15 protein-coding genes are annotated in these 18880 nt (G+C 67.1%); 7 read left to right on the forward strand and 8 right to left on the reverse strand.

Annotated features, from left to right (window positions below):
- Nucleotides 1–47: 47 nt before the first annotated feature.
- The 4 genes from BRAS3809_RS05915 to BRAS3809_RS05930 all read right to left on the reverse strand — a co-directional run bounded on the left by BRAS3809_RS05915 (nt 48) and on the right by BRAS3809_RS05930 (nt 4553).
- Complete coding sequence (locus tag BRAS3809_RS05915; RefSeq protein WP_008961188.1) at nt 48–1007, reverse strand: amidohydrolase family protein; 960 nt, start codon at nt 1005–1007, stop codon at nt 48–50.
- A 356-nt stretch (nt 1008–1363) separates the two neighbouring features.
- Nucleotides 1364–2782, reverse strand: a complete 1419-nt coding sequence (locus BRAS3809_RS05920) for a TolC family outer membrane protein (protein WP_085963452.1) — start codon at nt 2780–2782, stop codon at nt 1364–1366.
- 535 nt (nt 2783–3317) lie between these two features.
- The gene (locus tag BRAS3809_RS05925; RefSeq protein WP_008961190.1) at nt 3318–4097 is read right to left on the reverse strand and encodes an enoyl-CoA hydratase; all 780 of its coding nucleotides are present in this window, start codon (nt 4095–4097) and stop codon (nt 3318–3320) included.
- A gap of 81 nt (nt 4098–4178) precedes the next feature.
- On the reverse strand, nt 4179–4553 hold the full coding sequence (locus tag BRAS3809_RS05930; RefSeq protein WP_008961191.1) for a hypothetical protein: 375 nt from the start codon (nt 4551–4553) through the stop codon (nt 4179–4181).
- 335 nt (nt 4554–4888) lie between these two features.
- Between BRAS3809_RS05930 and BRAS3809_RS05935 the strand changes: the two genes are divergently transcribed.
- Together BRAS3809_RS05935 and BRAS3809_RS05940 are read left to right on the forward strand one after the other, a co-directional pair.
- A complete protein-coding gene (locus tag BRAS3809_RS05935) occupies nt 4889–5434 on the forward strand; it encodes a sigma-70 family RNA polymerase sigma factor (protein ID WP_083839053.1) in 546 nt (181 codons plus the stop codon).
- 2 nt (nt 5435–5436) lie between these two features.
- Nucleotides 5437–6075, forward strand: a complete 639-nt coding sequence (locus BRAS3809_RS05940; RefSeq protein ID WP_008961193.1) for an NrsF family protein — start codon at nt 5437–5439, stop codon at nt 6073–6075.
- Nucleotides 6076–6082: 7 nt separating this feature from the next.
- Here the strand turns inward: BRAS3809_RS05940 and BRAS3809_RS05945 are convergent, their stop codons facing one another.
- Together BRAS3809_RS05945 and BRAS3809_RS05950 are read right to left on the reverse strand one after the other, a co-directional pair.
- Nucleotides 6083–7186: a DUF2336 domain-containing protein gene (locus tag BRAS3809_RS05945; RefSeq protein ID WP_008961194.1), complete on the reverse strand. Its 1104-nt coding sequence runs from the start codon at nt 7184–7186 to the stop codon at nt 6083–6085.
- Between the two features lie 10 nt (nt 7187–7196).
- Nucleotides 7197–8342 (reverse strand): GGDEF domain-containing protein, encoded by a 1146-nt coding sequence (locus tag BRAS3809_RS05950; RefSeq protein WP_008961195.1) that lies wholly within the window; start codon nt 8340–8342, stop codon nt 7197–7199.
- Between the two features lie 322 nt (nt 8343–8664).
- Between BRAS3809_RS05950 and BRAS3809_RS05955 the strand changes: the two genes are divergently transcribed.
- The 4 genes from BRAS3809_RS05955 (at nt 8665) to BRAS3809_RS05970 (ending at nt 13103) form a co-directional block, all read left to right on the forward strand.
- Entirely contained in the window at nt 8665–9234 is a 570-nt protein-coding gene (locus tag BRAS3809_RS05955) for a sigma-70 family RNA polymerase sigma factor (protein WP_008961196.1), read from the forward strand.
- A complete protein-coding gene (locus BRAS3809_RS05960) occupies nt 9231–10139 on the forward strand; it encodes a zf-HC2 domain-containing protein (protein WP_008961197.1) in 909 nt (302 codons plus the stop codon). Before BRAS3809_RS05955 ends, BRAS3809_RS05960 begins: the two co-directional genes overlap by 4 nt.
- Before the next feature lie 33 nt (nt 10140–10172).
- Nucleotides 10173–11855, forward strand: coding sequence for a S8 family serine peptidase (locus BRAS3809_RS05965; protein ID WP_008961198.1), 1683 nt, complete (start codon nt 10173–10175; stop codon nt 11853–11855).
- Between the two features lie 474 nt (nt 11856–12329).
- The gene (locus BRAS3809_RS05970) at nt 12330–13103 is read left to right on the forward strand and encodes a TIGR03809 family protein (protein WP_240535605.1); all 774 of its coding nucleotides are present in this window, start codon (nt 12330–12332) and stop codon (nt 13101–13103) included.
- Between the two features lie 30 nt (nt 13104–13133).
- Here BRAS3809_RS05970 and BRAS3809_RS05975 read toward each other — a convergent pair whose 3' ends face one another.
- Nucleotides 13134–14057 (reverse strand): helix-turn-helix domain-containing protein, encoded by a 924-nt coding sequence (locus tag BRAS3809_RS05975; protein ID WP_008961200.1) that lies wholly within the window; start codon nt 14055–14057, stop codon nt 13134–13136.
- 439 nt (nt 14058–14496) lie between these two features.
- Between BRAS3809_RS05975 and BRAS3809_RS05980 the strand changes: the two genes are divergently transcribed.
- Entirely contained in the window at nt 14497–17376 is a 2880-nt protein-coding gene (locus BRAS3809_RS05980; protein ID WP_008961201.1) for an autotransporter outer membrane beta-barrel domain-containing protein, read from the forward strand.
- Nucleotides 17377–17385: 9 nt separating this feature from the next.
- On the opposite strand, the gene BRAS3809_RS05985 is transcribed toward BRAS3809_RS05980, so the two are convergent.
- Nucleotides 17386–18762 (reverse strand): TIGR03808 family TAT-translocated repetitive protein, encoded by a 1377-nt coding sequence (locus BRAS3809_RS05985; RefSeq protein ID WP_008961202.1) that lies wholly within the window; start codon nt 18760–18762, stop codon nt 17386–17388.
- Nucleotides 18763–18880: the final 118 nt, after the last annotated feature.

Genomic DNA, 18880 nt, shown 5'->3' on the forward strand with positions numbered 1-18880 from the left:
CCGGCAGTGTTTCTGACGCAATAGTACTAACCCGCCCTACGAGCTGCTCAGAACCCGTAAAGCCTCGCCGGATTGTCGACCAGGATCTTCTTCCTGATCGCCGCGTCCGGTGTCCAGACCGGCAGCTGGTTCATCAGCCGGCCATCGTCGATCGCATAGAACGGCCTGACGTCTGTCACCTTCAGCTCGGGATGCGGCGAAGAGTCCGGGTGCGGCCAGTCGGTGCCCCAGACGATGCGGTCGGGATTGGCTGCGATCAGGGCTTTCGCGAACGGGATGACGTCGGTGTAGTCGGGGCCCTTCGTCGAGGCGCGGTAGGCGCCGGAGATCTTGACATAGGCCTTGCCGCTGCGGACGAGATCGACGAGGTCGGAGAAGCCGGGCTGCTCGAGGCCGAGATCGGCCTGCGCGCCGCCGAAATGATCGAACACGGCCGGCACGGGCGACTGCATCACGAGGTCCTTGATCGCGGCGATCATCGGCGTGTTGGTGTAGAGCTGGATGTGCCAGCCGCGCGCCTTCATGCGGTCGACCGCGGCCTGGAAGCGGGCGCGGCCGACCTTGGGATCATTGATGCCGCCGGTCGCGAGGTTGAGGCGGATGCCGCGGAAGCCGTCGGCGTTCATCTGATCGAGCTGCGCCTCGGTGGTCTTGTCGTCGATCACGGCGACGCCGCGGGCGTCGTTGTCGCGGGCTTTCATCCCGTACAGCGTCGCGGAGTTGTCGGTGCCGTAGACGCTCGGCGTCACGATCACCACGCGCTTGATGTGCAGCGCCTTGTGCAGGGCCGCCATCTCTTCCGGCGAGGCCGGCTCGGGCGTGTAGACGCGATTGGCGGCGAAAGGAAACTTCTCGGGGTCGCCATGGATATGGGTGTGGCAGTCGCACGCGTCGGCCGGCACGTCGAAATCGACCGGCGTGGCCGGTTGTGAGGGGTTTGCGCGGGCTGTCGTCATCGTCACTCCGGCGGCGAGCGAGGCCAGCAGCAGGCTGCGGCGGTTGAGCATGGTGGGTCTCCCCGGATGTCGCGCGTGCGTTGCGGGTGACGCGCTTGGTGTTGCGGGAGGAGCGTGAACCGGCGCGGGGCAGTGGGCAAGAGCGAAGCCAGCCATAGGTCGTCATCCCCGCGAACGCGGGGATCCATAGCCACAGGAGGTCGTGTGGCGGCACACGCGTGGCTCCGTTCTCGTGTCTCCACATCGCCCTGTGGCTATGGGTCCCGGGTCGGCGCCTCCACGGCGCGTGCGCGCCGTTCCGGCTTGCCCGGGAAGACTGTCGAGGATGGGGCGACGCGCTCCCATCTCACTCTGTTCGAGGACAACGTAGCTCACCTTGGCTAGGTCAGCTTGCGTCCGACGGCGTCTTACTGCCCCGACGGCGTGCGCAGGCCGTGCCAGGCGTCGCGGACCTGGTGGTAGTGGACCTCGGGCAGATAGTCCGGCGTGTTGAGATTGAGGTTCTTGACATCGAGCCGGCCCACGGCGCTCAGCAGCGTGTAGGAGGCGATGACGCGGTCGCGCTGGGCGCCGATCAGGCGGGCCTTGGCCTGGATCAGATCGGCCTGCGAGTTGAGCACGTCGACGGTGGTGCGCTGGCCGCCCTGCGCCTCGCGCGAGACGCCCTGCAGCGCGACGGTGGCGGCCTTCACCTCGGCCTCGGAGGCGCTGACGGCGACCTTCGCGCCCTCATTGGCCACCCAGGCGCTGACCACGGCGGTGCGGGTCTGGTTGCGGACCTGGTCGAGCACCAGCCGGCTCTGCGCGGCGAGCTCCTTGGATTGGCGGGTCTGCGAGGCCGCGGTGCCGCCGTCATAGATCGGCGCGGTGACGGCGCCGACGATCGAGGCCTGGTCGGTGCCGAAGGTGCCGAGCGTCTGGTCCGAATCGCGGCTGCGGCTGACGCTGCCCTGCAAGGTCACGCTCGGCAGCAGCGCGCCCTCGGCGATGTGGATCGAAGTCGAGGCGGCGTCGACGTCGAAGCTCGCGGCCGCTACCGCCGGGTTCTCCTTGTTGGCGAGCGCGATCGCATCCTCGCGCGAGCGCGGCAGCAGCCGGTCGACCGGATCGGCGGCGCGGAGCTGGCCCGGCGCCATGCCGATCACCTGCGCATAGGTGGCCTGGCTGATGGCGAGATTGACCTCGGCGGCATTGAGGTCGGAGAGGCCGCGCGACAGCCGCGCCTCGGCCTGCGAGGCATCGGTCGGCGTGACGTCGCCAGCGTTGAGGCGGCGCTGCGTCACGGCCAGCGTCTCGCGCAGGAACGCGACGTTGGAGCGCTGCGCCTCGACCAGCGACTGGTTGGCGAGCACGTTGGTATAGGCGGTGACGGCATCGAGCAGGATGCCCTGGCCGACATTGCGCAGCGCCTCGCGGCCGGACTGCACCTGCAGCTCGGCCATGCGCACGCTATTGGCGGTGCGGAAGCCGTTGAACAGCGTCTGCGTGACGGTGACGCCGATGGTCCAGGGCTTCAAGGTCTGGGTCTGGATGGTGTTGCCGGGCAGGAGATTGCGCACCGCCTGCAAGCCGCTGCTGAGGCTCGCGACGAGTTGCGGACGGTAGCCGGCCAGCGCCTGCGGCACGTTCTCGTCGGTGGCGCGCTGGCGCGCGCGCTCGGCATTGAGGGCCGGGTTGGTCTGATAGGCTTTCGCGAGCGCAGCCGCGAGATCCTCGGCGCGCACCGGCGAGCAGACGACGACAAGGCTGGCCGCGAGAATCAGCCCGAGGCTGCCCCGCGTTGCGCGCACCTTGCCGAGGCCAATGTCTTTGGCTCGACCCACTATCCGACTCCGCCGCGTCCCACTGTCTTAACCAATTGTTTACCTGTTTACGGCTGCGCGCGGCCACACACAAACCGCCGATGTGGAATCCGGCAGGCTTTTCCATGGTTTGTTGTGGCGGTCGCGCCACAGAGCGAGGCGTCGCGGGCGCCGGAGCGGTCGCGCGCGGTAGGCGGGTGAGTAAGTGCGCTGACAGGACGTTGCCCTCGCGAGGGCCGCGAATCATCTCAGTTATTTGCGAGCTATCAGCGGCCTGCTCGGTGCACCTCTCCCCGCCCTTTGCGGGGCCGCGACGAGCTTCGCTCGCGCTGAGAGCTCGGATTGCGGAGCAATCCGGGTGAGGGGCATGGCACTGGCGGAGCCACAACCCCAGCTCCCTCGGACTCGGACGTGTGCGCTCTATGGCAACACTGCCCGCGTGGTTGCCCCTCACCCCAGCCCTCTCCCCGTAAGAACGGGGAGAGGGAGGGCACCGTTCGTGCGGCGGTAACTTGAACTGATCGTTGAGAGCATCAACTCAGATTCGGCAGGCCTCCACTCACCGGTTCTTGTTCACCGGCTTGCGCTTCTCGATGAAGGCGGCCATGCCCTCGGCGCGGTCCTCCAGCGCGAAGGTGGCGTGGAAGAGGTTGCGCTCGACGTTCATGCCCTCGGACAGCGGGGTCTCGAAGGCGCGGTTGACGGCTTCCTTGGCCATCGCGGCGGCGGGACGCGACATCGCCGCGATCTTCTCGGCCGCGGCCATCGTCTCTTCCATCAACTTGTCGGCGGGCACGATGCGGCTGACCAGGCCGGCGCGCTCGGCTTCGGCCGCGTCCATCATGCGGCCGGTGAGGCAGAGGTCCATCGCCTTGGCCTTGCCGATCGCGCGCGTCAGGCGCTGCGTGCCGCCGATGCCGGGGATGGTGCCGAGCGTGATCTCCGGCTGGCCGAATTTCGCCGTATCCGAGCAGATGATGACATCGCACATCATCGCGAGTTCGCAGCCGCCGCCGAGCGCGTAGCCGGAGACCGCGGCGATGGTCGGCTTGCGGCAGCGCGCGACGCGGTCGCCGCCGATCGCGGTGAAGTCGCTCGAGAACATGTCGATGAAGCTCTTGGGCTGCATCTCCTTGATGTCGGCGCCGGCCGCGAACGCCTTCTCGCTGCCGGTGATGACGATGCAGCCGATGGCGTCGTCGGCCTCGAGGTCGTCGACGGCGGCTGCGATCTCGCGGAAGACGCCGAACGACAATGCGTTGAGCATCTTCGGCCGATTCAAGGTGATGACGCCGACCGCGCCTTTGCCCTCGACGATGATGTGCTCGAAAACGCTCATGTTTCCACCCCCGCAAAATCAAACAGCGGGCAATCTGCCCGCTGGATGGCTGCGCATCAAGTAGGGGGGCGGCGCGGCGCGTCAGATCATGAACATCCGCGCCGCCGAGCCCAGCGTGAGCAGGGTGCCGCAGGCGATGAAGATCTTGCCGATGATCGAGGCCTTGTCCCAGCCCGAGCCGTCGTCACTGCTGATGGTGACCATGTTCACTGTGGCAGGCTCGGGCGCGGCCGCTTCGGTCTCGGTGGCCTGAGCCGCAGGTGCGGCCTGTGCCTCCGTGGTCATCGGGGTCGGAAACGCGTCCTGCTTGGCCGCCGTCGCGGTCTCCGAACCGACCGGAAGGAACGGGCTGTAGGCCTGCGAGTCCGCCGCGCGGACGGATCCCGCGCCGACAAGGCAGAGCACGAGCGCTGCAGCTGCGATGAATGCTGAACGTCCACTGGCTTGGATCGTCATCTCAGGTCTTCTCCCCACCCTGCCAGCCCCATGGCAGAGTGAGACCCCGACAGATGTCGAGATCGGGGCGGAAACTGGGTATCTTCCTGCCGCTCAAGGCAAAACGGAGGCGACGCCGGATTCGCGGCGGCCTTGGCCCGACACCTCAGAAGTCCGATCCTCCAACGATCGATTCGGTGCTAAGAGCGGTTCCCAGACTTGCGCGCGGCCGTGCTCTCTGTGTGGCGCAACTCGGCTGGTTCCGAGGCCATGCTGGTGATCACGAATTTGTGATGATCGTCGCTGCGATGTAACAAACGGGCGGCCCGGGCCGAAACTTGGGGGTGGGAGCGTAGGTGCGCGAGCGTGACGACGAGTGGACGGGCTGGATGCGCCAGGCCGTCGCCGGAGATGACGGAGCCTATCATCGTCTGCTGAAGGCGATCACGCCGGTGCTGCGCGCAGCATCGCGGCGAGGGCTCGCGCGCGCCGGCCAGCCCCCGGATCAGGCCGAGGACATCGTGCAGGAAATTCTGTTGGCGGTTCATCTCAAGCGGCACACCTGGGACGTCGACGCGCCGTTCGCGCCCTGGCTGTTCGCGATCGCCCGCAACAAGCTGATCGACATGCTGCGCCGGCGCGGCCGGCGGGTGTTCGTCGACATCGACGATTTCGCCGAGACGTTGGCCGACGCGGCGCCGGCGCCGAGCGTCTCCGCCAGCGAAGTCGAGACGCAACTGAAGACACTGCCGCAGCGCCAGCGCGACGTGCTGCAGGCGATCGCGGTCGAGGCCTCCTCGATCAAACAGACGGCGCAGAAGTTTTCGATGAGCGAGGGCGCGGTGCGGGTGGCGCTGCACCGGGCGCTCGCGAGCCTCACGGCCAAGCTACGGGACACGTGACAATGGACACCGACCAGCTCATCCGCACTCTCGCCGCCGACAACGCGCAACGCGCGCAGCCGGTCGGCATCGTCATGGCGCTGGCGCTGATGGCGGCGACGCCGGTGTCGACCGCGATGCTGCTCGTCGGCCTCGGCATCCGCCCCGATATCTGGCTTGCCGTGCGCAATCCGTTCTTCGACCTGAAGTTCGTGGTCACCACGGCGCTGGCGATCCCGGCCCTGATCCTCAGCCTGCATCTGTCGCGCCCGGAAGCCTCGCTGCATGGCTGGAGCTGGCTCCTCATCGCGCCGATCATCGTCCTGGTCGGCGGCATCGCGGCCGAGATGATGCTGCCGCAGCGGGTGCCGATGATGGCGCGCATGGTCGGGCACAATTCGATGCTGTGCATGAGCGCGATCCCGGTGCTGTCGCTGCCGGTGCTCGCCGCGTCGCTGTTCGGCCTGCGCCATGGCGCGCCGTCGCGCCCGGGGGTCGCCGGCGCGATCGCCGGGCTGGTGTCGGCGGGCATCGCGGCCACGCTGTATGCCGCGCATTGCAACGACGACTCCCCGTTGTTCGTCGCCACCTGGTACACCGCCGCAGCGCTGATCGTGGCCGGGCTGGGAGCGGCCATCGGCGCGCGCGTGCTGCGCTATTGAAAGGGCCTCAGGCCTCGGTCTGCACCGCGGCGTCCTGCACGCGGTGGAAGCGCAGCACCTGCTGCGCCGTGGAGCGGCGGAGCCGCTCATAGGTCGTCCGGCTGGCGGTGAGGTCGGTCGGCGTCGCGCCGGTCAGCTCATCGCGCATGGTGATCATCGACTTGACCACCGGCCATGACAGGCCGGCGACCTTGGCCAGGACCATCACGCCCTCGGCGCGGCTCTCGATCATGACGCTTTCGGCGACCGCGACGGGCACGTTGGCCATGGCCGCAATCGCGGCATTGGCCTCGTCGAACTTCCGCTGCTCCGTGAACTGCGCAACGAGCTGCTCGTCGAGCCGGCCGTCGGCGTGGAGCGACCGTACCAGCGCGTGTGCGATCTCGGTCTGACCGGTCAGCGCCACGGCGCTCGACCGCGCGCGGCGGCCCGCCGTCCGCACCGCCGAGGAGACTTCCGGCGCGAGCTTGGGATTGTCCGCTTCCAGCCGCGCGCGCACGGCGGCCGAGGCCTTGGACACCAGCTTCAGATAGACGTGGCGCGGCAGATCGGGCCGCATGGCGAGGCAGGCGGCGAGGTTCTCGTCGAGCGCGGCGCGATCGACCAGGGTTTCGACGCCGCGCTCCGACAAGTCGGCGCCGGGATTGCTGACGGTGCTCTGGACCACCGCGTCATCGCCGCGCCGGAGCAGAATGTCGGTCACGGCGCGGCTCAGCACGCGGCGGATCGAGATCGCGAGCAGATGGGCCTGGCTCTTGGTTTCGGCGGTCCGGATCAGCGCGGCGTCGTCCAGCCGCTCGGATTTCGACAGCACGGGGCCGGCGACCTCGATGGCGTCGTCATCGGCGAGCCGGTGCAGGGTGCGTTGCGGGGCCGTCTCGATGGTCGCCAGACGGGTCGCGAGCAGGGCGCGGGCCGAGACCTCGATGTGGTCGATCAGGCATGCGAAGACGTCGTCGAACAGCGCCACCTGGTCATCGGCGAAATCCGCCGCGCCCTCGACGAACAGGTCGGTCACCTTGCGCAGCGTCTCGACCCGCCGGGCCACCGTGCCGTGCGCGAGCGTGTCCTCCAGCTCGTCCAGCAGGCTTGCGTTGGGCTTTGCGGGCATGCCGGGATGCTCAGGTGCCGGTGATGCGATTGCGGCCGTTGGCCTTGGCGGCGTAGAGCGCATGATCGGCGCGGGCGAGCAGGGAGTCCGCGGTCTCGTCGCCGCGCAAGGTCGCCACCCCCGCCGAGAACGTAACCTGCAGCCCGGCCGAGAAGGCGCTCCAGTCGAGATCGGCGATGATCTGGCGGAGCCGTTCGGCGAGCCGCAGCGCCGGGTCCGCCGGCGCCCCCGGCAGGACCAGCAGGAACTCCTCGCCGCCATAGCGGCCGAAATGATCGCTGCTGCGAATGTTGGCGAACATCGTGATCGCGAAGGTGCGCAGCACCTCGTCGCCGGTCGGATGGCCGTGCGTATCGTTGATGCGCTTGAACAGGTCCAGATCGAGCAGCACGATCGAGCACGGCTTGCCGATCTGGCGGCACCGCGCCATCTCCTTGTCCAGCACATGCATGATGGAGCGGCGGTTCAGTGCGCCGGTCAGCTCGTCGAGCTCGGCGAGCTCCTCGATGCGGCGATACGCCTCCTTCAGCTTCTGGCCGCGCTGATACAGCGTTTCGCGCAGCGCGCTGGAGAAGATGCCGAGGAACATGCAGCCGGCGAGCGTCAGCAGGAACACCAGTAGCGTCGCCAGTCGCTCGAGGCCGTTGCCGGTGGGCATGCCGAGCGGCTTGTCGGTCAGCAGGAATAGCGCGGCGAGACCGAGCGCCAGGAACGTCCAGCAGATCGCGGTCTGGCGCGGCGTCGCGCGCAGCGAGCTGAAGCCGACGACCAGATAGAGCGTGCACAGGAAGACGATGCTGACTTTCGGGGCGATGTAGCAGAAGGCCACCGTCATCATCATGCTGATGATCGATTGCGGCACGACCAGATAATGATCGCGGAAACGGTCGTTGAACCCGCTCTCCGAAAGCGCCGTCCACAACGCGACGGTCAGAATGCCGATCGCGGCATAGGCCGGGGCGATCGTGGGCGGCACGGTGCCGGCCTGGGCATAGATGAACAGGATGACCGCATCGATCAGATAGCAGCCGGCGATCATCGCCAGGATCTGCCGGCGCCGGCCCGCGCGGCGGACGTGCAGTTCCTGAGCCGGCGCGCGCGAGCCCTCTGCCTCGGCAACCTCGGGACTTGGATAAGACGGTACCGCCGTGTCCATTTGCTCGCATTTCTTTGGGTTTCAACTGAAAATCTACGTGGGAAAGCCTTTATCTTTGGCATCTAGGGAACCGGGACGACACCGGCGCCGCGTCTTGCCGCGGCAGGGAAATTACGGCTTTGCAGGCGGCGCAGCGGGTGGGGGCGGGGACGTAACATGGCAGACGGGAACCCGCCGGGGATCGTCCCGGTCGTCGCGCGAAAAGCGCAAGTCTGTGCGCTACCTCACACCTGACGACGTATCTTTCCGGTATTTTGAGGAATTTTGCGGTTGTATTCGAACCCCGAGCTCATTCCTCCAGACCAACTTTGCGAGACGGCCATTGAGCGTGACAGCAGCGGCGTCAGACGAAACCCTGATTGCCCGGATCGCTCAAGGCGACCGGCTCGCCATGCAGGTGCTGTACGGACGGCACCATGTCAGGGTGTACCGTTTCGGGCTGCGGCTCGTGCGGGACGAACAGGTCGCGGAAGATCTCATCAGCGAGGTCTTTCTCGACGTGTGGCGTCAGGCCGGCAAGTTCGAGGGCCGCTCTGCCGTCTCAACCTGGCTCCTGGCCATTACGCGGTTCAAGGCCCTCTCGGCACTTCGCCGCCGGAAGGACGTTGAGCTCGAGGACGAAGCCGCGAACGCGATCGAGGATACGTCCGACGATCCGGAAGTGGCGGTGCAGAAGAAGAATACCGGGGAAGCCCTGCGCAAGTGCCTGACCGCGCTTTCGCCTGACCACCGGGAGATCGTCGATCTCGTCTACTACCACGAGAAATCCGTGGAGGAGGTGGCCGAGATCGTCGGAATTCCGGAAAACACCGTCAAGACGCGCCTGTTCTATGCGCGCAAGAAATTGGCCGAACTCCTGAAGGCGGCCGGCATTGAAAGAGGCTGGCCATGATGGCTTTGAGCAAGAAAATGCTGGAGCAAGAGCCTGGCGACATCGAACTGCTGCTGCCGTGGTACGCTGCCGGCACGCTGAGCGCGCGCGACATGCGCCGTGTCGAGGAGGCGCTTGGCCAGGATGCCGATCTCGCCAGGCAATATGCCGAGATCCAGAAGGAATATGCCGAGACCATCGCGCTGAACGAGAGCCTCGGTGCGCCGTCGATGCGCGCGATGCAGAAGCTGTTCGCCGCGATCGAGGCCGAGCCGGAGCAGGCGCCGAAGGCGCAGCCCGGCTTCGGGTCGCGCATCATGGCGTTCGTCGAGAGCCTGTCGCCGCGCACACTGGCCTGGACCGTGAGCCTCGGCGCGCTGCTCGTGGTGGCGCAGGCCGGCATCATCGGCAGCGTGCTGATGCGCTCGCAGGCGACCTACCAGGTGGCGTCGGTCGCCGAGGACAAAGTCGCCCAGGATAGGGTCGCCCAGGACAAAGTCGCTCCCCCGGCTCCTGCGGTCGAGCCGAAAACCGCGGATCCGCGGATGGCCCCGCCGCCACCGCGCGCGGCGCCCCCGGCCGGCGCGATGTCGGTTGCGCCAGCCGAGCCGCGTGCGCCCGACAGCATGAACCGTGCGCGCGTCGCCGAAGCCCCGGTCCCGGCCGCCCCGCTGATCCGGGGCCTCGGGCCGCAGGCCGCCGCGGCGGCTCCGGTCTACACGCTGGTGCGGTTCGCGCCGGATGCGCGCATGGCCGACATCACGGTACTGCTCGACCGCTATCAGGCCTCGATCGTCGAAGGCGCCAAGGGCGGGCTGTTCAAGCTGCAGCTCGGCAACCAGCTGCTGGCGAAGGCCGACGCCGATGAACTGATCGGCCGCCTGGCGCGCGAGAAGATCGTCAGCCTCGCGGTGCCTGCTCAATAATCCGGGCCGCCCGTGCCGGCAGTCGGAGGCGTCATGCTGCTCAGCCTCGTCTCATCTCGCGCGGTGCTGCGGTCGGCCGGATCCCTGATCGTCGCAGCCGCGGGCGTCGCGCTGGCGCTTGCGAGCGGAGCGACCAGCGCGTCGGCGCAGGCGATGATGCGCTCGCCCAACCTCAACATTTCGAGCCGGGTGCCGAGCATCAATCCGAGCGCCGCGATGCGCGGGGCCGGCGCCGGCATCGCCACGCTGCCGAGCGCGCGCTTCTCGCCGAACCTGCAGACCTCCTGCAGCCCGCCGGACCGCACGGCCTCGGGCGAATGCGTAGGGCGCCCGTCGGCCGGCGCCGACGGCGGATCCGGCAGAGCCATGGCGACGGGCGGCAATGCGGGCAAGGGCCGCTCCAAGACGAGTTCGACGGCCCAACGGCGCGAGCCGGGGTCCGCGGCCGCGAGCGATCCGCGCATCATCGCCAACGAACTGCTCGCCGAGATCGACGGCAATCTCAGCGCCGAGCAGGCCGACGCGCTGGCGCGTCGTCACGGCCTGCAGCGCATCAGCTCGCAGAGCTTTGCGCTGATCGGCGCGACCATCGGCCGTTTCAGGATCACTGAGCGCCGCTCCTTCGACGCGGTCAGCCGCGCTTTTTCCGCCGATCCCAGCGTCCGCTCGGTGCAGCCGAACTATCGCTATGCCCTGCAACAGGGGGCGGTGCCGACGGAGGGCGATCCGGCGCAATATGCGCTGGTCAAGCTGCGGCTGCCGGAGGCGCACAGGCTGGCGCAGGGCTCGAACGTCACCATCGCGGTGATCGATTCCGGCGTCGACATCAAGCATCCCGAATTCGCCGACGCCGCGTTCGACACGTTCGACGCGCTCGGCAGCGACGAGGGGCCGCACCTGCACGGCACCGGCATCGCCGGCGTCATCGTGTCGCACAAGCGGCTGATGGGCAGCGCGCCCTATGCACGGATCATCGCCATCCGCGCGTTCGGCGTCGGGAAGAAGGGCGGCGGCCCGGAGAGCAGCTCCTACGTGATCCTGAAGGCGCTGGACTACGCGGCACTGCACGGCGCGCAGATCATCAACATGAGCTTCGCCGGGCCGAAGGATGCGGTGATCGAGCGCGCGATCGCAGCCGTGGCCGCCAAGGACGTCGTGATGGTCGCCGCCGCCGGCAACGCCGGGGCGAAATCGCCGCCGCTCTATCCCGCCGCCAATTCGAACGTGATCGCGGTCAGCGCGACCGATCCGCGCGACCAGCTGCTGCCGGCCTCCAACCGCGGCAACTACATCGCGCTCGCCGCGCCGGGCGCCGACATCTTCCTGCCGGCGCCCGACGGCAAGTACCAGATCATTTCCGGCACCTCGTTCTCCGCGGCCTATGTCAGCGGGCTTGCGGCGCTGGTGCTGGAGCGCAATCCGGCGCTCAAGCCGGAGACCGTACGGACGGTGCTGACCAGGACTGCGCGCGATCTCGGCGCGCCCGGTCAGGACGAACTGTTCGGAGCCGGGGAGGCGGATGCGCTGGCGGCGGTCCAGGCCGTCGCGTCGCCCCAGGATGCACCCGCAGTCTCTGCCGCACCCGGCGGCGGACTGGCGCGCGACAGCGGCCAGGATCAGGCCCCCGCGCGCGAACTGCGCCCGGCTTCCGCTGCGGCGGTGGCGACCGGCGACGGTTCGGCCTCGGACGGGCTTCGTCCGGCGCAGCAGCAGTAGCGTCAAACTTTTCGTGAACGTTTCAAAAATCCCGGCCGCCGTTTGAACGTCGGCCCGGGCGGTCACGACAGAAGGTATGTGGGAGCGGTGATCCCCTCCCCATGGCTATATCAGGCGCGAGCGCCCATCCACCCCAAGCGCCCATATGGCTCGAGCCGTCCGGTTGTCCCCCCGGACGGCTCTTTCATTTTGGCGGCAACTGATATCCACGGCGATCTCGGAGACGGCAGAGCCCGTCAGCTCGGCGTCCGGTTCTGCAGCTCCTGATTGTCTCGTTGTGCGCTGGCTCGCGCGGGCCTTGGCGGCAGCCGGTTTGGCCCGAAACATCATGGACAGAATTTCCGGACGACTACGGTTTTGCCGTCGAAGAAGACGGCGATAGCTAGACTTTGTTAACCTTTTCCACAAAATATTCACGTCACGTTGCGTTGATTCGTGCCGAGTGCGTCCGTCCCCTTTCTTGCGGGCTCCCCTATGACACATCGACTGGACGTGGCTTGCAGCCGCGAACTGGCTGCGCGTTGGCGCGCGCTCGCTGAACGCCGCCTCGATCATCTCACCGAGCTGTTCGATAGCGGCCGCTGGCGCCGTTACTACACCGAACAATCCTTCCTGGACGACCTTCGTCACGCCAAGGCCGCGGTTCAGACCTGGACCTCGCTGGCCAGCCCCAAGGTCGAGCCCGCCAAGGTCGAGCCCGCCAAGGTCGAGCTCTCCCAGGTCGAGCCCTCCAAGGTCGACCCGGTCAAGGTCGAGCCGATCAAGATCGCGCCGATGACCATCGTGCCGGCCAGCGTTGCGCCGATCAAGACAATGGTCGCGGCTCCGCCACAGGTCGCGGCTCCGCCACAGGTCGCGGCTCCGCCAGTGGAGCCGGAGAGACTTCCCGAGCCGATCATGCTCTACGCCCGTGATGAGCGCAGCTTCGAGCACCGGCCGATCGAACTGCCGCGCTCGCTCGATACCATCCTTGCGAGATCCGAAATCATCGTCGAGCCCGAGATCGCACTGGCCGAACCGGACCTGGAGCCCGACGACGTCATCGAGCCGGATTATGTCGTCGAGCCCGACGAGGTCGTTGAACATGACGTCGCGCCGGATCTCGCCGATGCTCCCTTGCGTATCGACATGTCGGCACTCGAGCAGGCCCTGAGCATCGGCATCGAAGGCCACGTGGAGTATGACGAGCCGGTGCTCGACCTCGATGCGATCGAGCGCCGCTATCCGGCGCTGGCCGTCGCGTACTGACCGGGCAACACGGTCCGACGCTGCTCCTCGTCAGGACGGAGCCGACTTGCCGATCCGTTCGGCCCTGAACTCCCGCGGCGAGCAGCCGAACTGGCGAGCAAACGCACGATTGAAGGTCGAGATGTCGCTGAACCCGCTCAGGAAGGCGATGTCGATGATCTTCATCGCCAGGGATCGCGGATCGGACAGCAGCGCAGCCGCCTTCTTGATCCGCTGCTCACGCACATACCGCCCGAGCGACTGACCCGATCGTTCGAAATCCTTGCGGATCGAGCTGACCGAGACGCCCAGGAGCCGGCTCAGTTTCTCCTCCGACAGCTGCGGGTCGGCGAGGTTCTCGGCGATATAGCGTCGGGCGTGGGCAAGCCGGGCTGCTCCCAGCGATTCCTCGCGCGCCGCCTCCCTGGCATGCGCCGATGGTCCCAGCGCCAGCGCCACCAGCTCCGCGCTGTGCCGCGCGACCGTTCGCGCCATCTGTGACGGCAGCGCATCGTCGATCTGGCTCAGCGCGGTGACGTAGCTGATCAGCAGCGGCAGTGCGGGCGTGGACGGAACAACGTGGCCTGCAACCATCGAATCCTCGTTGCGGACGAGATCGCGCAGCAAGGCGCGGTCGAGGACGAGGGTCAGCGCGCGCCCCTCGCGCGGCTGCGCCGCGAAGGCACCCGATGTCACGGTATAGGCCTCGCCACTCAGGCTGGTGGCGGCGCTTCCCTTTGCCGCGACCACCTCTCGTCCCGCCTGGGTCACGCAATAGCTGAAGCTGTCGAGCGGGATGTTGAGATACAGATCGTCACGGCCGTTGATGGAGCCGCTGCCGGTCATGCCCATCTGAGAGGCGTGCACCATGTTGACGGTCAGTCCGGGGATCAGCCATGCCTCCGAGCGGTAATGGGGGCTTGGTCCCTCGGCGCTGAGCAACCGGATGGTCCGTCCGACGGGGCCGCTCAACATCTCGCAGCACTCGTGCAGTCCCCCCGGAAGCGCTGAGCTCGAAATCGAGATACGACGCGGGGAGACGGGAGACGACATGGGCAGAGATCCATCGAGCGAAGCGTCGCGAGCGAGATCACGACATGCGAGCGCCCCTGGTGAAATCAGGCGCGGTCATTAGTAGGGGCTTGCCCATGATGGGTTCAGCATGCCGACAAGTCCATCGACCAGACCATGCGAGCCCGGTCTTGCGCGACTAGAGATTACGGGCGTCATACCGTTAAACCAGCACGGATGGTTTCCATGCATCGGACGATCCGGCGCGGTCGACGCCATGCGCCGATGCGGAATGGCGTGATGTGTCAAGTTTGCATAGTGCGTCGTGTCATGAATGCTGAGAACTGAATTTGACCGTCCGGCATAGTAAATCCGGGAATCTGTAACGCTCCGGATCATGTCGATGAATCTTTCCTACCGTACCGCCCGCGACAGCAGCGCCTTCGCTCTGGCTCTCGTCGTCGGCGCATCCTGCTGCGATCCCGTTCTTGCGGCCTGCACGGCGACGGGCACCAACCAGACCTGCACCAATACCGGCACCATGACCGGCGGTACCTTCGGCATTCAGGACAACGCCCTTCTGACCCTCACCAACAATGGCGGCACGATCTCCGGTCTCAGCCGCGGAGTCTATACGGTCGGCGATCTATCCCTGGCCAATACCAACAGCGGGGTGATCAACAGCACCGGCGCGGGCGTGACCTACGGCGTCTATGTCGGCTCCGTCGGCTTTCCGTCCAACATTGTGTCGTTTCACAACGATGCGGGCAGCAGCATCCAGGGGGTGAACACCGGCGTGGCCGTCTGGGGCGGGATCCCGACGCCGGGGACGTTCGTCAATGCCGGCGCCATCTCGGGCGGAAGCTATGCAGGTCTGGAGACCGTCAACCTCAGCTACGTCACCAACTCCGGTTCGATCAATGGCGGCCAGTATGGCGTTACGAGCGGTGCGATCGACCTGACCAATACGGGCACAATCACCGGCACCAGTAATTCAGGCGTTTTCGCCTTTGGCGGTGCTGCCACGGTGACGAACAATGGCGGAGCCATCACCGGCGGTCAGTACGGCGTTCGCAGTGACAGCGGCGACCTGTCCGTGACCAATCTCGCCGGCGGTACGATGACGGGCACGGGCCATGCGGGCGTGTACTTTTCGGCGACCACCGCATCCTACAATGTGAGCGTGACCAACGCCGCCGGCGCGAGCATCGCCGGCGGGATGGGTATCTATGCCATCAATACGGGCGGCGGCTTGAACCTCACGGTCCAGAACGCCGGAACACTGTCCGGCACCGACGTCAACGCCGGTGCGATCAGCTATTCGGCGATCGGAGGCGCCGCCACGGTCACGAACGCCGCGAGCGGCAGTATCTCTGGACCGGGATATGGCTTGTACAATTCCGGCTCGTCCGGAATGACGGTGGTCAATTCCGGAACGATCAGCAATGCCGGATTTTCAGCCGTCGCGCGCCCCGCAATCTATTCCAACGCGGCGCTGACGGTGACCAACAACGCGGGCGGAATGATTTCCTCCGATAACGACAACGTGGTCGTATTCGGCAAGGGATCGAGCTTCACGGTCTCCAACGCCGGAGCGATCAGCTTGCTGTCGGGTACCGGCAACACCGCCGTCTACTACCAGGATATACCGGGGACCGGCAGTGTGTCGATCACGAACGCCGCCGGTGGCACGATCAGCAGCTCAGGCTATGGATTGGGATTCGCGTCGAACAATGCGGCAATGCCGGTCAACATCGTCAATGCCGGAACGATCTCGTCCAATGCCGTCGCGCTGGATGTCACCGGCCGGCTGACGCTGCAGAACACCGGCAGCATTGCGAGCTCGAACGGCAACATGACGATCGTTGTCCAGAACGACGGCTCGACCATCACCAATTCCGGCACGATCTCCAACGCAGCGGGCAATCCGGCCATCTTTTACGCGCTGGGCACCACGGGCCACACGCTCAACATCGATCCCGGGGCCAAGTTTATCGGTGGCGTCGACTGGCAGAGCAACACGGGCAATACCATCCGCTATGGCACGGGCAGCTATACGACGCCCGTCCTGAACTACACGATCGCCGGCAACGCGATCACCCTGAACAATGCCAACCAGGTGCTGATTACCTCCGGCGTGAGCGGAGCAGGAAACGGCAATATCGTCGTGACGCAGTCCAATCCGACCACGAGCACCGCGGTTACGGCCGTGCTGCCCGATTTCACCCGCGCGGTGTTCGGCGCTGTCGGCGGCATTCTCGACAATGATATTGATCCGCCACAGCGGATCGGCATTGCCCCCGCAAGTCAGGGCGCGTCCTCCGGCACCGCGACGCTGTCGTTCGCTCCGGCGGTTCAGTCCGGCAGCGACCGGAGCGCGTTCGAGTCTGCGTTCGCTTCGACCGACTGGTCCTCGCGCATGGCGCTGCCGCAGGGCACCAGCCGGGACGCCGAGGGCAATCTGGTCTGGGCTCGCGGCTTCGGCGGCACGCGCATCCAGCCGGGCACTGCGGCCGACGCAGGTTCGGTGGCGACGCATTACGGCGCCATGGTCGGCTATGACCGCAGGGTGGACGCCTGGCGCGTGGGCGGCTTTGCCGGGGCGGGGCAGATGTCCGGCTGGATGAATGATGGCTCGGGCCGGCTGAGGGCCGACCTGTATTTTGCCGGCCTTTACGGCCGGCGTGAGCTCGGCGCCGCGGTGTTCGACGTGGCGCTTGCATCCGGCGGGCTGTCGGCAAGCGCCACGCGCGCGGTCAACGGGCCGGCAGGCCGCGAGAACGCCAATGGCGGCTTCTGCGGCTTCTTCATCGCGCCCGAAGTGTCCCTCGGCTACCGCTATGCGCTGTCGCCGGCGGCGATGATCACGCCCTATGTCAAGCTGCGCTACAACGGCACCTTCTCCGGCGGCTACACCGAACGAGATTCGTCGCAGAACGCCAGCTACGATGCCCGTGCGGTGCACATGTTGGAAGAGCGCTTCGGCGCGATCTTCGCCTATACGCTGACCGGCGCCAGCGGGCTGGCGACGCGGCTGTCGCTGAACGCCTCGGTGTTCGGCCAGCAGCGCATCGGCCCGCAGAGCTTTGGCGCATCGATCGCCGGAACCGGATTCGCGGTCAACTACACAAGTGCAGCCAGGGTGCCGGGCGGATCGATCGGCATCGGCTTCGACACGCAGCTGGCCCGGACGGTCGCGTTGTTCGGCTCGGCCGACGCCACTTTCACCGGCGATGCGGCCGCGGCCTATGCCGCGCGCAGCGGCATCAAGGTGTCGTTCTGAGCCGGCCGCTCAGCTGCCGCGGACGGCGTTGCCGTTGACGACGATCTGCGCGAATCGCTGCGCGCCGTCCTGCGTCAGGTCCGAGGTCACCGGCTTGATGTGATCGAGCCCGATCACGGCGCCGCGTGGCGTGCCGGAGATCATGTTGCTGCTGACGAGCGCCGTGCCGGCCCCCGGCGCGACGGAGACGCCGACACCCGCCAGCGCGTTGCGGATGACGTTGCCGGAAATGACGACGTCGCGGAGGTAGCGGCCCCAGCCGGCGACGATCCCGTAGGACGGGGCGTTCTCGACCACGTTGCCGGTCACCGAGGAATCCGCCTCGACATAGATGCCGATGCCGGCATCGTCATCCGGCGCGGTGCCGATCGGCCGCTTCGAGATCAGGTTGCGGATGATGTTGCCCTGGACGACCGCGAGGCGGCCGCCCTCGTTGAAATTGCAGACCGAGACGCCGAAGGCGGCGCCATCCACCGTGTTGCCTGCGATCACGGCGCCTTCGAACGCGAACTCCGAATACAGCGCGACCTCGCGCACGTCGGTCACGCCGTTGCCGACGATCTGGATGTTGGAGGTCGAGTTGCCGCGCACCGCCGAATAGTCGCAGTTCCTGATGCGGTTGCCCCTGACGATGACGTTGCCGGCCCGAAACGCGTTGATGGCGTTGCCGTACTGACCGGAGCCGCCGGGGCCGGCCTTGATGTCCTCGATGTGATTGTCGAGCACCATGGTGCCGTCGTCGCCGATCGCCGTACGCAGGATCTCGATGCCGTTGTCGCGCGTGCCCTTGATGGTGTTGCGCGACACGATCAGTCCGAGCGCATCGAACGACACCACGGCGGTGACGGCGATGTCGGTGAGGATGTTGCCGCTGATGTCGCCGGAGACCTGCTCGAGCCAGACGCCGCTGCCGCCGGAGCGGGTGATCTCGCAATCGACGATCCTGACCTCGTTGCCGGCGGCCACGTGCAGCAGGCCGCGGCGCTGGGGCAGGGCGATGCCGCCGCCGTCGAGCGCGACGCCGGTGATGCCGAGGCCGTCGGCGCCTTCGGCCGAGAGCAGGGACGGGGCGCCGCCGTTGAAGACCAGCCTGGTGGCGCCGCGGACGCCGACGAGCTGGGCGCCTCTGCCGAGCCGCAGCATCGAGCTGCGGTACGTGCCGGGCGGCAGTGCCAGCGGCGCCTGCGCGCGCGCGGCCTCGTCCATCGCACGCTGCAGGGCGCGGGTCTGGTCGTCGGGGCTGTTGGGCTTGACGCCATATTGCGTGGCGTCGCGGCCGAGCGTGGCGATCAGCGGGGCGGCCCGTGCCGGCTCGGTCGGAAGCGCCAGGGCACCGGCGGCGCCGGCCGCGGAGGCTCCAAGCAGATTGCGGCGGTTGACGTCCATGATGTCAGGCTCGCGTTGGTCGGCTCTCGCGTCTGGGATAACGCAAATACGCTGACCGCCGGCTTGGGCCGGCGTCGTGAAAAGCTGTTTGTTGCGGGTAGGGTTAAATCTTTACCCG

The organism is Bradyrhizobium sp. STM 3809 (assembly GCF_000239795.1).
Taxonomy (GTDB): Bacteria; Pseudomonadota; Alphaproteobacteria; order Rhizobiales; family Xanthobacteraceae; genus Bradyrhizobium.

Bases quoted from the DNA above. Each gene is read 5' to 3' on its own strand.
- BRAS3809_RS05965 (WP_008961198.1), top strand. From the start codon at position 10,173: ATGCTGCTCAGCCTCGTCTCATCTCGCGCGGTGCTGCGGTCGGCCGGA.
- BRAS3809_RS05925 (WP_008961190.1), bottom strand. From the start codon at position 4,097: ATGAGCGTTTTCGAGCACATCATCGTCGAGGGCAAAGGCGCGGTCGGC.
- BRAS3809_RS05985 (WP_008961202.1), bottom strand. From the start codon at position 18,762: ATGGACGTCAACCGCCGCAATCTGCTTGGAGCCTCCGCGGCCGGCGCC.
- BRAS3809_RS05980 (WP_008961201.1), top strand. From the start codon at position 14,497: ATGAATCTTTCCTACCGTACCGCCCGCGACAGCAGCGCCTTCGCTCTG.
- BRAS3809_RS05940 (WP_008961193.1), top strand. From the start codon at position 5,437: ATGGACACCGACCAGCTCATCCGCACTCTCGCCGCCGACAACGCGCAA.
- BRAS3809_RS05950 (WP_008961195.1), bottom strand. From the start codon at position 8,342: ATGGACACGGCGGTACCGTCTTATCCAAGTCCCGAGGTTGCCGAGGCA.
- BRAS3809_RS05945 (WP_008961194.1), bottom strand. From the start codon at position 7,186: ATGCCCGCAAAGCCCAACGCAAGCCTGCTGGACGAGCTGGAGGACACG.
- BRAS3809_RS05930 (WP_008961191.1), bottom strand. From the start codon at position 4,553: ATGACGATCCAAGCCAGTGGACGTTCAGCATTCATCGCAGCTGCAGCG.
- BRAS3809_RS05970 (WP_240535605.1), top strand. From the start codon at position 12,330: ATGACACATCGACTGGACGTGGCTTGCAGCCGCGAACTGGCTGCGCGT.
- BRAS3809_RS05960 (WP_008961197.1), top strand. From the start codon at position 9,231: ATGATGGCTTTGAGCAAGAAAATGCTGGAGCAAGAGCCTGGCGACATC.
- BRAS3809_RS05975 (WP_008961200.1), bottom strand. From the start codon at position 14,057: ATGTTGAGCGGCCCCGTCGGACGGACCATCCGGTTGCTCAGCGCCGAG.
- BRAS3809_RS05915 (WP_008961188.1), bottom strand. From the start codon at position 1,007: ATGCTCAACCGCCGCAGCCTGCTGCTGGCCTCGCTCGCCGCCGGAGTG.